The organism is Plasticicumulans sp. (assembly GCF_035331805.1).
Classification (GTDB): domain Bacteria; phylum Pseudomonadota; class Gammaproteobacteria; order Competibacterales; family Competibacteraceae; genus Plasticicumulans.
The window spans coordinates 1-13,498 of record NZ_DAOLKE010000070.1; the positions used below are offsets into that span (position 1 = coordinate 1).

11 protein-coding genes and 1 pseudogene are annotated in these 13,498 nt (G+C 69.3%); 3 read left to right on the forward strand and 9 right to left on the reverse strand.

Annotated elements, in window-relative coordinates:
• Window positions 1–2: 2 nt before the first annotated feature.
• Together PKE44_RS07240 and PKE44_RS07245 are read right to left on the reverse strand one after the other, a co-directional pair.
• Window positions 3–641 carry a response regulator transcription factor gene (locus PKE44_RS07240; protein WP_324549553.1) on the reverse strand — a complete coding sequence of 213 codons (639 nt, stop codon included), beginning with the start codon at window positions 639–641 and terminating at the stop codon, window positions 3–5.
• 67 nt (window positions 642–708) lie between these two features.
• Entirely contained in the window at window positions 709–2,556 is a 1,848-nt protein-coding gene (locus PKE44_RS07245) for a PAS domain S-box protein (protein WP_324549555.1), read from the reverse strand.
• A gap of 307 nt (window positions 2,557–2,863) precedes the next feature.
• Here PKE44_RS07245 and PKE44_RS07250 point away from each other — a divergent pair, with 307 nt between their 5' ends.
• The 3 genes from PKE44_RS07250 to PKE44_RS07260 all read left to right on the forward strand — a co-directional run bounded on the left by PKE44_RS07250 (window position 2,864) and on the right by PKE44_RS07260 (window position 6,843).
• Entirely contained in the window at window positions 2,864–3,181 is a 318-nt protein-coding gene (locus PKE44_RS07250) for a DUF485 domain-containing protein (RefSeq protein WP_324549557.1), read from the forward strand.
• Window positions 3,182–3,234: 53 nt separating this feature from the next.
• Entirely contained in the window at window positions 3,235–4,857 is a 1,623-nt protein-coding gene (locus PKE44_RS07255; protein WP_324549572.1) for a cation acetate symporter, read from the forward strand.
• 339 nt (window positions 4,858–5,196) lie between these two features.
• A complete protein-coding gene (locus tag PKE44_RS07260; protein ID WP_324549559.1) occupies window positions 5,197–6,843 on the forward strand; it encodes an acyl-CoA synthetase in 1,647 nt (548 codons plus the stop codon).
• A 221-nt stretch (window positions 6,844–7,064) separates the two neighbouring features.
• Here the strand turns inward: PKE44_RS07260 and PKE44_RS07265 are convergent, their stop codons facing one another.
• The 7 genes and pseudogenes from PKE44_RS07265 to PKE44_RS07295 all read right to left on the reverse strand — a co-directional run.
• Complete coding sequence (locus PKE44_RS07265; RefSeq protein ID WP_324549561.1) at window positions 7,065–7,499, reverse strand: OsmC family protein; 435 nt, start codon at window positions 7,497–7,499, stop codon at window positions 7,065–7,067.
• A 114-nt stretch (window positions 7,500–7,613) separates the two neighbouring features.
• Window positions 7,614–7,895 (reverse strand): hypothetical protein, encoded by a 282-nt coding sequence (locus tag PKE44_RS07270; protein ID WP_324549563.1) that lies wholly within the window; start codon window positions 7,893–7,895, stop codon window positions 7,614–7,616.
• Between the two features lie 219 nt (window positions 7,896–8,114).
• On the reverse strand, window positions 8,115–9,413 hold the full coding sequence (gene guaD / locus PKE44_RS07275) for a guanine deaminase (RefSeq protein WP_324549574.1): 1,299 nt from the start codon (window positions 9,411–9,413) through the stop codon (window positions 8,115–8,117).
• Between the two features lie 282 nt (window positions 9,414–9,695).
• Complete coding sequence (locus PKE44_RS07280; RefSeq protein WP_324549565.1) at window positions 9,696–10,808, reverse strand: BMP family ABC transporter substrate-binding protein; 1,113 nt, start codon at window positions 10,806–10,808, stop codon at window positions 9,696–9,698.
• A gap of 179 nt (window positions 10,809–10,987) precedes the next feature.
• On the reverse strand, window positions 10,988–11,884 hold the full coding sequence (locus PKE44_RS07285; protein ID WP_324549568.1) for an ABC transporter permease: 897 nt from the start codon (window positions 11,882–11,884) through the stop codon (window positions 10,988–10,990).
• Entirely contained in the window at window positions 11,881–12,969 is a 1,089-nt protein-coding gene (locus PKE44_RS07290; protein WP_324549570.1) for an ABC transporter permease, read from the reverse strand. Before PKE44_RS07290 ends, PKE44_RS07285 begins: the two co-directional genes overlap by 4 nt.
• Window positions 12,956–13,498 (reverse strand): annotated as a pseudogene (locus PKE44_RS07295) (ABC transporter ATP-binding protein); the annotation flags it as partial. The gene PKE44_RS07290 and the pseudogene PKE44_RS07295, both read right to left, overlap by 14 nt.

Here is a 13,498-nt window from a genome sequence, read left to right on the forward strand (position 1 = left end):
GCTCAGGACTCCGATACCTCGAACTCCCCCAGTTCGCCGAGGCTCATCGCCATCTGGATCAGCTGCGACAGCGACTCGGCCTGCATCTTGTCCATGACCTTGGCGCGGTGCACCTCGACGGTCTTGCGCGAGACGTTCAGCGTCTCGGCGATGTCCTTGTTGGCGTGGCCGCGCACGACCTCGCGCATGACTTCGCGCTCGCGCGGTGTCAGCGAGGTGTAGCGCGCATGCACGGTCTCGCGCCGGGCCAGCGCCGCGCGGCGCTGGCGGTCGCGGGCGAGTGCGGCCTGCACGCAGTCGAGCAGCAACTGGTCGTTGAACGGCTTCTCGATGAAGTCGACGGCACCGGCCTTCATCGCCGCGACCGCCATCGGCACGTCGCCGTGGCCGGTGATGATGATCACCGGAATCTCGATGCCGTGCTCCGGCAGTCGGCTTTGCGCCTGCAGGCCGCCCATGCCGGGCATGCGCACGTCGAGCAGCAGGCAGGCCGCACAGTCCGGGTCGTGCCAGTTGCCGAGGAATTCCTGCGCGGTGGCATGGGTGCTGGCGCGCAGGCCGACCGATTCCAGCAGCCAGGTCAGGGAATCGCGCAGCGCGGCGTCGTCGTCGACGACAAAGACGATGGCATCGGTATGCATGGCGGGCGGACTCGCGGGCTCGGGGGGAGGGCGGCGGACGTGGGGAGTTGATGATACGGCAGCGCGTTCATGGTGCTGCCGGCAGCGACAGGCTGAACACCGCGCCGCCGCCGGGGCGGTTTTCGGCCCACAGCGCACCGCCGTGGGCCTCCATGATCGAGCGGCTGATCGAAAGGCCGAGGCCGAGGCCCTTGGGCTTGGTCGTGTAGAACTGTTCGAACAGCGGCTCGGGGCCGCCGGGCGGCAGGCCGTGGCCGTGATCGGCGACGTGCACGGCGACGACCCTCCCCGGCAGGCATGCGCTCGACAGCGTCACCGTGCGCAGCGACGCATCGTGCGTGCTCGGGCCGTGGCCGCTGCCCTGGGCCTGCACGGTGGCTTCCATGGCGTTGCGCAGCAGGTTCAGCAGCACCTGCTCGATCTGCACGCGATCGGCGAGCACCGCCGGCAGCGTTCCGGTGAGTTCGGCGCGCAGTTCGAGCGCATGGCGGCGCGCCTCGGGCCGGCAGAAGCGGATCATGTCGCCGACGACCTTGTTCAGATCGACCGGGGCGCGCCGGAACTCGCTCTTGCGCGCGAAGCTCCTGAGCCGCTTGATGATCTCGCCGGCCCGGCTCGCCTGCTCGGCGATGCGCTCCAGCACGCCGGCGAGCACCGGCAGCTCGGCCGGCGGCTCGCCGTGGATGCGGCGGATCGCGCCGCGCGCGTAGTTGACGATCGCCGCCAGCGGCTGGTTCAGCTCGTGCGCGAGGCCCGAGGCCATCTCGCCCATCGTGATCAGGCGCGCGACGTGCGTCATCTCGGCCTGATGGCGCTGCTCGCGCTCCTCGGCCTGACGCCGTTCGCTGATGTCGCGGGCGATGGTCGAGAAGTAGTCGATCTCGTCGTGCTCGCCGGCGTGCGCGAGCACGACCTGCGAGACCGGGATCTCGCGCCCCATCGCATCGACGAAGGCCGTCTCGCCGCTCCAGACACCGCCGAGGCGTGCCGTCGGCAGCGCCTCGCGCTCGATCTGCGCGTAGGCGGCGGCCGGCATCAGCTCGGCGAGCTTCAGGCACTTGTTCTCGGGATACGGAATGCCGAGCACGCGCCGGGCGGCCTCGTTGAGGTAGGTGACGCGGCCGTTCGGCTCGAAGAAGGCGACGAGATCGGTGGTCGCCTCGACGATGCGCGCCAGACGCTTGGTGGCGCGCTCGGCGAGCACGCGCCGGCTGACCTCGCGCGATACCGAGATGATCTCCAGCAGCTCGCCGCTGACCGGATCGCGCAGCGTGCGGCTGGTGCTCTCCAGGTACACGTAGTGACCGTCCTTGTGCCGGTAGCGGTAGGTCGCGACGTAGATGCCGCGCTCGTAGGCGACGCTCGGGCCGCGCTCCTGATAGGCGCGCCGGTCCTCGGGGTGGAAGAAATCCAGCGAGGACCTGCCGACGAGTTCCTCGGGCGCGTAGCCGAGCAGCGTCTGCGCGGCCGGCGAGGCGTACAGGAAGGTCCAGGTGCCCGGCGAGTGGCGCGAGATGATGTCGGTCGACTGCTCGGCGAGCAGGCGGTGGCGTGCCTCGCTGATGCGCAGCGCCGCCTCGGTGCGGCGGCTGTCGGTCACGTCGCGCCCGAGCACGTGCACGGCCGTGCCGCCGCCGGAGGGCACGTAGGTCCAGCACAGCGTGAACGGGCCGACGCGGGTGTCGGCGAGTTCGGCGATCTCGTCGTGGTACAGGCATTCGTGCACGTATTCGACGTGGCGCGCCGGCAGCAGCTGCTCCGGTGCATCGAGCCCGACCGTCCCGGCGAGGCCGGCAGCGGCCGGGTTGTACGCGAGCACGCTGCCGTCACTGTTGCAGGCGAACACCGGGTCCGGCAGGTGCTCGGCGAGCCGTGCAAACGGCGCCGCCGGGCCGGGGGGGCGAAGCGCAGTCATCAGGTCTTGCTCCACGCTCGAAGCGATATAGGTGAAAACCCTAGTATGCCTAGCTAGTGTCCGAAGGTTGTTTTCAGTATTCTTCCGAAAATACCTAGACATCTTCGCATGCAGGAGATGCACGCATGACGGGCGGACGGTTCACGAGACCGTTCGTGACCGGCATGACGAAGCGCGGACCGCGCGTCGCCCACCGGCGCGCACGGAGCGCGCACAACGACAGAAAACACACCACAAGCACACAACCCCAGAACGACTGGAGCAGCGGTCCGGCTGCGGGCCGCAAAGACCTGGAGAGCATCGAAACATGTCCCTGACCCCGTCTCCGTCCGAACGGATCATGGCCTGTCCGCGCTTTGCGCGGCTGGTCGCGGCCCGTTCGCGCTTTGCCTGGACGCTGACCGCCGTCGTGCTCGGCATCTATTACGGCTACATGATGGTCGTGTCCTTCGCGCCGCAGCTGCTGGCCGCACCGCTGAGCGACGGCGGCACGCTGCCGGTCGGCGTGCCGGTCGGTGCCGCGATCATCGTGCTGTCCTGGGTGCTGACCGGCGTCTACATCCGCCGCGCCAACAGCGAGTTCGACGCGCTGACCGAGCAGGTGCTCGAGGAGCACGCGCCATGATCCACAGTGGCAACCGCTTCATTCCGCGCCTGTTCCTGCTCGCCCTCGGCCTGATGCTGCCGCTGGCCCTGCTCGCCGCCCCGGCCGGTCCGGTCGAAGTGCAGAAGCAGCCGGTCAACGTCACCGCGATCGTGATGTTCATGATCTTCGTCGCGATGACGATGGGCATCACCTACTGGGCCGCCTCGCGCACGCGCTCGGCCAAGGACTTCTACACCGCCGGCGGCGGCATCACCGGCTTCCAGAACGGTCTGGCGATCGCCGGCGACTACATGTCGGCGGCAACGCTGCTCGGGCTGTCGGGCCTGGTGTTCGCACGCGGCCATGACGGCTTCATCTACGCGATCGGCTTCTTCGTCGGCTGGCCGGTGATCATGTTCCTGATGGCCGAGCGCCTGCGGAACCTCGGCAAGTACACCTTTGCCGACATCGTCTCGTACCGGCTCGAACAGACGCCGATCCGCACGCTGGCCGCCTCCGGCACGCTGGCGGTGGTGGCCTTCTACCTGATCGTGCAGATGGTCGGTGCCGGCAAGCTGATCCAGCTGCTGTTCGGGCTCGAATACTGGATGGCCGTCGTGCTGGTCGGCGTGATCATGGTCGTCTACGTGACCTTCGGCGGCATGCTCGCGACCACCTGGGTGCAGATCATCAAGGCCTGCCTGCTGCTCGGGGCCGGCACCTTCATGTTCGTGCTGGCGATGTCGCAGTTCGGCTTCAGCTTCGAGACGCTGGCACAGAAGGCCGTCGCCGCGCACAAGTCCGGCATCAAGCTGATGGCCCCCGGTGCGCTGCTCGCCGATCCGGTGTCCTCGGTGTCGCTGTCGCTCGGCCTGGTGTTCGGTCTCGCCGGCCTGCCGCACATCATGATGCGCTTCTTCACGGTCACGAACGCCCGCGAGGCGCGCAAGTCCGTGTTCTACGCCAACGGCTTCATCGGCTACTTCTTCCTGATCGTCTGCGCGATGGGCCTGACCGCCATCGTCATCGTCGGCACCAATCCCGAGTACCTGGACGCGGCCGGCAAGCTCAAGGGCGGCGAGAACATGGCGGCGATGCATCTGGCCAAGGCCGTCGGTGGCGACCTGTTCCTCGGCTTCATCTCGGCCGTGGCCTTCGCGACCATCCTCGCCGTGGTCGCCGGCCTCGCGCTCGCCGGTGCCTCGGCCGTGTCGCACGACCTGTACGCGAGCGTGTTCAAGCGCGGCCAGGCCGACGAGGCCGCGGAGATGCGCGTCTCGAAGATCGCCACCGTCGTCATCGGCATCGTTGCGATCGTGCTCGGCATCCTGTTCGAGAACCAGAACGTCGCGTTCATGACCGCGCTGACCTTCGGCGTCGCGGCCTCGGCCAATTTCCCGGTGCTGATCCTGTCGATGTACTGGAAGGGGCTGACCACGCGCGGCGCGCTGATCGGCGGCTTCACCGGCCTGCTCAGCGCCGTCGGCTTCGTGGTCATGGGGCCGACCGTGTGGGTCAAGGTGCTCGGCAACGCCGCGCCGCTGTTCCCGTACGACAACCCGGCGCTGTTCTCGATGCCGCTGGCCTTCGCCACCATCATCATCATCTCGAAGCTCGACGGCAGCGCCCGCGCCGCACGCGAGCGCGCCGCCTATGCCGCGCAGTTCGTGCGTGCGCAGACCGGTCTCGGTGCCGAGGCGGCCGCCGAGCACTGAGCCAGAGCGGCTGCTACGGTAGGCGACCGGTCACCGTGCACAAGGCGGGTGGCCGGTCGATGACCACGGTCGGTCACGCAGCGGCACCGGATGCAGGCCAGCCGCCGGGGGGAGGCTCGCATGATTCGTCCGGTTGCCGCTCGCCTGCCAGGGCAGCGGCAGGGGCTGCGCCGGCCTGCCCGCGCAGGCCGGCCCGCAGAAGAAAGCAAGCACGCGCAGGCTTTGATGCCTGCCCCGACCCGCGCCAACCCCGGTGGCAGGGCCGCTGATCGCGGCAGCGCCACCGGATTCACCGGGCAAGCGCAACGACCCGTCCCGGGTCAGCAGGAGTGAGGAACGATGCACCACAACCCGTATGAACTGGGGCTCGACCAGAACCCCGCGAACTTCACGGCGCTGTCGCCGCTGAGCTTCATCGAGCGCACGGCGTCGATCTATCCGGAGCGCACGGCAACCGTGCACGGCGACGTGCGCCGCACCTGGGGCGAGACCTTCGCGCGCTGCCGGCGCCTCGCCTCGGCGCTGAAGAAGCGCGGCATCGGCGCCGGCGACACGGTCGCGGTGATGCTGCCGAACATTCCCGAAATGCTCGAAGTGCACTTCGGCGTGCCGGCCTCGGGGGCGGTGCTGAACACGCTGAACGTGCGTCTCGACGCCGAGGCCATCGCCTTCATGCTGCAGCATGGCGAGGCGAAGGTGCTGATCACCGACCGCGAGTTCACCGACACGATCCGCAAGGCCCTGCACATGCTGCAGACGCGCCGGCCGCTGGTCATCGATGTCGATGACCTGCAGTACAGCGGCGGCGCGCTGCTCGGCACGCTGACCTACGAGGATCTGCTCGCCGAAGGCGACGAGGATGCGCCGTGGGTGCTGCCGACCGACGAATGGTCGGCGATCACGCTCAACTACACCTCCGGCACCACCGGCAATCCGAAGGGCGTGGTCTATCACCACCGCGGTGCCTACCTGAACGCGATGTGCAACATCGTCGCCTGGGACATGGGCAAGCACCCCGTGTACCTGTGGACGCTGCCGATGTTCCACTGCAACGGCTGGTGCTTCCCGTGGACGCTGGCCGCGGCCGCCGGCGTGTCGGTGAGCCTGCGCGCCGTGCGCCCCGAGCCGATCTTCAAGGCGATCAAGGAAGAGAAGGTCAATCACTTCTGCGGCGCGCCGATCGTGCTGAACATGCTGAACAACGCCCCGGCGGCGCTGAAGGACGGCATCACGCATCAGGTCAAGGTCATGACCGCCGGCGCCGCGCCGCCGGCCGCCGTCATCGAGGGCATGGAGCGCATGGGCTTCCAGGTCACGCACGTCTACGGCCTGACCGAGACCTACGGCCCCTGCGTGTCCTGCGCCTGGCAGGATCGCTGGAACGACGAGTCGATCGAGGAGAAGGCGCGCCTCAAGGCCCGTCAGGGCGTGCGCTATCCGATGCAGGAAGGCCTGATGGTCGCCGATCCGACCAACCTCGAACCGGTGCCGCAGGACGGCAAGACCATGGGCGAGGTGTTCATGCGCGGCAACCTGGTCATGAAGGGCTACCTGAAGAACCCGAGCGCCACCGAGGAATCCTTCCAGGGCGGGTGGTTCCATTCCGGTGACCTCGCCGTCTGGCACGAGGACGGCTACATCGAGATCAAGGACCGCTCGAAGGACATCGTCATCTCCGGCGGCGAGAACATCTCGACGATCGAGGTCGAGGACGTGCTCTACCGCCATCCGGCGGTCATGGAAGCCGCGGTCGTCGCCCGCCCGGACAGCAAGTGGGGCGAGACCCCGTGCGCCTACGTGACGCTGAAGCCGGAGAAGGAAGGCGAGGTGCAGGAGTCCGAGATCATCGCCTTCTGCAAGACGCAGATGGCCGGCTACAAGGTGCCGAAGACCGTCATCTTCGGCCCGCTGCCGAAGACCTCGACCGGCAAGATCCAGAAGTTCGTGCTGCGTAACCAGGCGAAGGAACTCGGCTCGCTGAGCTGAGCCTGCAGCGGCCGGCACGCACCGGCTGCAAGACCGCCATGCTGCCGGTGCAGTGGATCGCCTGCACAAGGACGCCCCGCCTCCGCGGGGCGTCGTCATTCATGGCGCCTGTGCCGCTGCGGATCTGCGGAAGGCCGGTCCCGGCAGGCGCCGGGGTTTCCGGGCCTTCGCCGTTCGCTGGCAGGGGATCGGGGGAGGAGAGAATCCCGGCCGGCCCGCGCTCAGGCCGTCAGCAGCTGCGCATCGAGCGTGATCTCGGCCTTCAGCAGCTTCGAGACCGGGCAGCCGGCCTTGGCCTTGGCGGCGAGTTCCTGGAACTGCGCCGCCTCCAGCTCCGGCACCGTTGCGCGCAGCGTCAGCGCGACGCCGGTGATCGAAAAGCCCTCGCCGACCTGTTCGAGCGTGACCACGGCCGTCGTTTCCATGCGCTCGGCCGTGAAGCCGGCCTCGCCGAGGATCTTCGACAGCGCCATCGTGAAGCAGCCGGCGTGCGCCGCGCCGATCAGCTCCTCGGGATTGGTGCCGGGCACGCCCTCGAAGCGCATCGCGAAGCCGTAAGGGTGCGCATCGAGCGCACCGCTCTGCGTCGAGATCGCGCCCTTGCCGTCCTTCAGGCCGCCGCTCCAGACGGCCGAACCGCTGTTCCGGATCTTCATCGGATCATGTCTCCTCGTTCGATGGCATCCGGCGCTGCCGGATGAGGTGCTGCCGGCCGGGCGGCCGGCGGCGGAAAGCAGGCGGATCAGCAGGATGCCGGCCTGCAGGCGGTGTCAGCCATGCAGGCGCTCGAAAGCCTGATGCCGGCGCTGCCAGGCACCGCTGCTGCGCGCGCGCAGCACGGGCGGAGGCTCGGTGCCGGTGGCGCGCAGCAGCGTCTGCAGGCGGTTTTCGGTGTCCTCGCGCAGCCGGCGCAGGATCACGAGCTGTTCCTCGAGCCGCGCGCGGCGCGCGGGATCGGCGTGACGGGCCTGCTGGTCGAGCTGCTCGATCCTGCCGCTCCAGTCATCGAGGCGCGCACGCAGGTCGGCGAGCCAGGCATCGTTGCGGATCATCGGTTCGTTCTCCGGTTTTCTGTCGAACACGATGCGTTCCGACGCCGGGTGTGCGGCAGTGGTTCGCTGCGCGGGCGCACAAAGCGATGCGAACCGCTGCCGGTGAAGCGGGTGATTCAAGGCATGAACATGATTTTCAAGGGGAATGTTCTGTAATGCTTCCTTGACGCGATGGCTGCACGCACTGCAGCCATACGCGGCGATGCCCTGCGGCGCGCCTCAGCCGATCGCGTGCACGCACTCGCCGAGCACGTAGACCCGGGCGATGGCGCGGTCGTCGCCGAGCATCATCAGCGCGAACAGCCGTTCGGCGAGCGACACGGCACGGGCGGTGCGCCGCGTCAGCAGCTGCGTCGCGCCCGGATCGAGCACGACGAAGTCGGCCTCGCGTCCGGGTTCGAAGCTGCCGATGTGCGCATCGAGATCGAGTGCGCGGGCGCCGCCGAGGGTCGCGAGATAGAACCCGCGCAGCGGCGCCAGCGTGTGTCCGGCCAGCCGCGCCACCTTGTAGCCCTCGGCCAGCGTGTGCAGCAGCGAGAAGCTCGTGCCGCCGCCGACATCGGTGCCGAGGGCCAGATGCCCGGCGGCACAGGCCGGCAGATCAAGCAGGCCGCTGCCGAGGAACAGGTTCGAGCCCGGGCAGAACGCGACGCTGGCGCCGGATTCGCACATGCGCGTGCGATCGGCGGCATCGAGGTGCAGGCAGTGCGCGTAGACGGCGCGCCGGCGCAGCAGGCCGAAGCGGTCATAGACATCGAGATAACTGCGCGCCCACGGAAACAGGCCGGCGACCCATTCGAGCTCGCGCTGGCTCTCGGCGACATGCGAATGGATGAACAGGCTGTCGTCGAGGCGCGCGAGCCGCCCGCAGACATCGAGCTGGCCCTCGGTCGAGGTCGGCGCGAAGCGCGGCGTGATCGCGTAGTGGAAGCGCCCGTGGCCGTGCCAGCGCCGGATCAGCGCCAGCGAGTCGGCGTACCCGGCGTCGGCCGGGTCGCAGAGATCCTCCGGCACGTGGCGATCCATCAGCAGCTTGCCGGCGACCAGCCGCAGCCGCTGTCCGGCCGCGGCCGTGAACAGCGCATCGACCGACTGCGGATGCACGCTGGCCATCACCAGCGCCGTGGTCGTGCCGTGGCGCAGCAGTTCCTCGATGAACACCCCGGCGAGCTCGTGCGCGTGCGCCGGATCGGCGAAGGCGCGTTCGGCCGGATAGGTGTAGGTCTGCAGCCAGTCGAGCAGGTCGCTGCCGTAGCTGGCGATGATGTCGGTCTGCGGGTAATGGATGTGCGCATCGACGAAGCCCGGCATCAGCAGCCGGTCCGGGAAGTACTCGACCGGCACTTCGGGCGACAGCTGCGGCAGCAGCCGCGCGGCCGGCCCGCACTCGACGATGCGGCCATCGGCAACCAGCAGCAGGCCGTCGGGCCGGTGGCGCACATGCGCCGAATCGGGGTTCTCACCCGGGTCGCCGGTGAAGTCCAGCAGTTCGGCACGAAACGCACGCAGCTCGGTCATGGCGGCACCGCAGGGCTTCAGCGCCGCCGGCTGCGGCACGCCGGAGAAGCTTAGGTGCTTGTCCGCCATGCCGGCATGTCCGCGATACAGTCAGGCCGGCATGAGTCATTTCAAAATGACAAATCCCGATTGAAAGCCTTGTCGCTGGCCTGCGATAGTGCGGGGGCGGGGCGTTCCCACGGGGGCTCTCGCCAGGGCTGCCGCCCGCGCTGGTCGGGGGGCCGGCGCGGGCGGCGCTCTGTCTGATCCGGATGCAGACAGCCGCCGCCGCTGCCGGTCACTTCACTTCGGCATCTGCCCGACCACGCCCTCGACGTAGTAATTCATCTTCAGAAGCTCGTCATCGGTGAGCTTCGCACCGGCCCCGATGACCTGCCGGCCGGCCTGATCGAACAGCGGCCCCTGGAAGGGCAGCAGCCTGCCATCGATGATGTCCTGCTTCTTCGTCGCCACCAGCGCCCCGACCTCGGCCGGCACCGCCGGATGCAGCGGTGCCAGTCCGACCATGCCGTCCTTGATGCCACCCCAGACATTGTCCGGCGCCCAGCTGCCGTCGAGCACCTGCTGCACGACCCGGCGGTAATAGCCCTCCCAGTGATGGGTCGCCGCGCTCAGATGCGCCTTCGGGCCATATTTGCTCATGTCCGAGTGATAGCCGATCGCGTACGCGCCCTTGTCCTCGGCGGTCTGCACGACGGCGGTCGAATCGGTGTGCTGCGTCAGCACGTCGGCGCCCTGCGCGACCAGCGTCGCGGCCGCCTCGCGCTCCTTGCCCGGATCGAACCAGGCGTTCACCCAGATCACCTTGACCTGCGCCTGCGGGTTGACGCTCTTCATGCCGAGCATGAAGGCGTTGATGCCCATCACCACCTCCGGGATCGGGAAGGCGGCGACGTAGCCGGCGACGCCGGACTTCGACATGCGGCCGGCGAGGATGCCGGTCAGATAGCGCGCCTCGTAGTAGCGCGCCGCGTAGATGCCGACGTTCGGTGCCTGCCGGTAGCCGGTCGCGTGCTCGAAGATGCCCTTCGGAAACTGCTTCGCGACGCGCAGCAGCGGGTTCATGTAGCCGAACGAGGTCGCGAACACGAGCCCGTAGCCGCTGCTCGCGAACTCGCGGATCACGCGCTCGGCATCGGCACCCTCGCTGACGCTCTCGATGACCTTGATCATCACCTTGTCGCCGAAGCTCGCCTCGACCGCCTTGCGGCCGAGATCGTGCTGATAGGTCCAGCCGGCGTCGCCGATCGGACTGACGTAGACGTAGCCGACCTTCAGCGGCAGTTCGGGCTTCGGGAAGGCCGCCCGGGCCGGGCGCGGCACACTGGCGAAGGCGGCGGCGAGCGGGGTGGCGGCGGCAAACTGCAGCAACTGGCGACGGCGGGGACTGAACATGCTTCGGAACCGGTTCCTTGGGACATGGGGCCTTGCGGACGATGGGGCCGGAGGACGCGGGCGGGGTTGCGCTCCGGCACCGGACGGGCGCTTCCGGGGTTTGCGGCTTTGCAGCATGGTGATTTTATCGCCGGATGCGGGCGCTGCCTGCGCAAGCATGCTGACGCGGCGGGCCGGCTTCAGGCATGCGGATGCCAGGGCTGTCCGAGACTCGCCGGCGTGTGGCGACGCTGCGTGAGCGGGTCGCGCGCGATCAGCGTCAGCACGACGATGGTCGCCAGATACGGCAGCATGCCGAGGAACTGCGCCGGCACGGCGATGCCGAGCGCCTGCGCATGGAACTGCAGGATGCCGACGCCGCCGTACAGCCACGCCCCGAGCAGCGTGCGCCCCGGACGCCAGCCGGCGAACACCACCAGCGCGAGCGCGATCCAGCCACGGCCGGCGCTGAGCCCCTCGACCCACATCGGCGTGTAGTCGATCGCGAGATACGCCCCGGCCAGCCCCGCGCAGGCCCCGCCGAACAGCACGGCCGCCCAGCGGATGCGGCGCACCGGCAGCCCGAGCGCATGCGCAGTCGCCGGCGACTCGCCGACGGCGCGCAGCACCAGTCCGGCGCGGCTGCGCTGCAGGAAGTACCAGACCAGCACCGTCAGCAGCAGACCCGTGACGATCAGCGGATCGAAGCCGAAGCCGCCGCCCAGCGGGATCAGCGCCATGCCATCGAGCGTGCGGCTGACGTAGTCGCGCCCGGCGTAGGCTGACAGCCCGCTGCCGAGCATCGTGATCGCCAGTCCGCAGGCAACCTGGCTGGCGAGGCAGTTCAGCGTCAGCCACGCGAACAGCGCCGCGAGTCCGACGCCGGCCAGCGCCCCGGCGAGCGCCCCGGCCGCGTAGCCGGCGCCGCCGCTCGCGACTGCGAAGGCCGTCAGCGCCCCGACCAGCATCATGCCCTCGACGCCGAGGTTCAGGACGCCGCTCTTCTCGGCGATCAGCTCGCCGAGCGCGGCGATCAGCAGCGGTGTGGCCGCTGCCAGCACGCCGGCGAGGATCGGCAGCCAGCCCGACAGGCTCATGAGGTGCGCGCCGCAGGCTTGCGGTACACGCGCCGCAGCCGGTAATGCACGAAGGTGTCGCAGGCGAGCAGCGCGCACAGCAGTCCGCCCTGGAACACGCCGCTGATCGCCGCCGGCAGATCGAGCGTCATCTGCGCCGCCTCGCCGCCGAGCGCAAGCAGCGACAGCAGCAGCGCCGCCAGCACCACGCCGCGCGGATCGAGCCGGCCGACGAAGGCGACGATGATCGCCGTGAAGCCGTATCCGGGCGACACCGACGGCTGCAGCTGCCCGAGCGGGCCGGCAACCTCGGCGTAACCGGCAAAACCGGCGCAGGCCCCGCCCGTGAGCATCGCGATCCACACCGCGGCGCGCTGCGAATAGCCGGCATGACGCGCCGCGAGCGGTGCCTCGCCGCTGACCTGCAGCCGGAAGCCGGCGTAGGTGTAACGCTGCACGAAGCAGAGCAGCCCGGCGAGGACGAGCGCCACCGGAAACGCCAGCGTCACGCGCGCGCCTTCGTGCAGCGGCGCCAGCAGCGCGGCATCCGCGAACTGGATCGACTGCGGAAAGTTGAAACCGGCCGGATCGCGCCACGGACCATTGACCAGCCAGCCGAGCAGCAGCGGCGCGACGTAGGCCAGCATCAGGCTGCTCAGGATTTCGCTGCTGCCGTAGCGCGTGCGCAGCCAGGCCGGCAGCGCCGCCCACATCATGCCGCCGGCAATGCCGGCGAGCGCCATCGCCGGCGCGATCCAGAGACTTTCAGCGTCGATGAAGCCGTCGCAGGCGATCGCGAGTCCGCCGGCGCAGATCGCCCCGAGCGTGAACTGGCCGTCGGCACCGATGTTCCAGACCTTGGCCCGGAAGCCGAGCGCGAGCCCGAGCCCGCAGAGCGCGAGCGGTGTTGCCTTCAGCAGCCATTCGCCGATGCCGTAGACACTGGCGAGCGGCTGCAGGAAGTACACGGACAGCGCCTGCAGCGGTGCATGACCGAAGGCTGCGAACAACACGCTGCCGCCGAGCAGGGTCAGCAGCAGCGCCGCGAGCGGCGCGAGCCACATCGCCCGCACCGAAGGCAGCGTCCGCGCTTCAAGCGTGAACATCCCGCATCCCCGGCGCTGCTGCTGCCGTCACCGGCCCGAAACCGCCCCCCATCCACTGCCCGAGTTCGGCGGCATCGGTGGCCCCGGTCTCCCGGACCGGCGACAGCCGTCCGCCGGCGAGCACGGCGATGCGATCACAGAGGCCGAACAGCTCGTCGAGGTCCTCGGAGATCACCAGCAGCGCCACGCCGTCGTTGCGAAGCCGCAGCAGCTGTTCGTGGATCAGCGCCGCCGAGGCGACATCGACGCCCCAGGTCGGCTGCGCGATCACCAGCGCCTGCGGATGCTGCGCCAGCTCGCGCCCGACGATGAACTTCTGCAGGTTGCCGCCCGAAAGACTGTTCGCCGGCGCCTGCGCGCCCTTGCAGCGCACCTGAAAGCCTTCGATCAGCGCGCGCGCGAAGCGCAGCACCGCCGGCCGGCGGATCAGCCCGGCACGCACCAGCCCGTGACCGGCGGCGGTGAGCAGCGTGTTGTCCGCGAGCGAGCGCGCCGGCACCGCCGCGCGGCCGAGCCGCTCCTCCGGCAC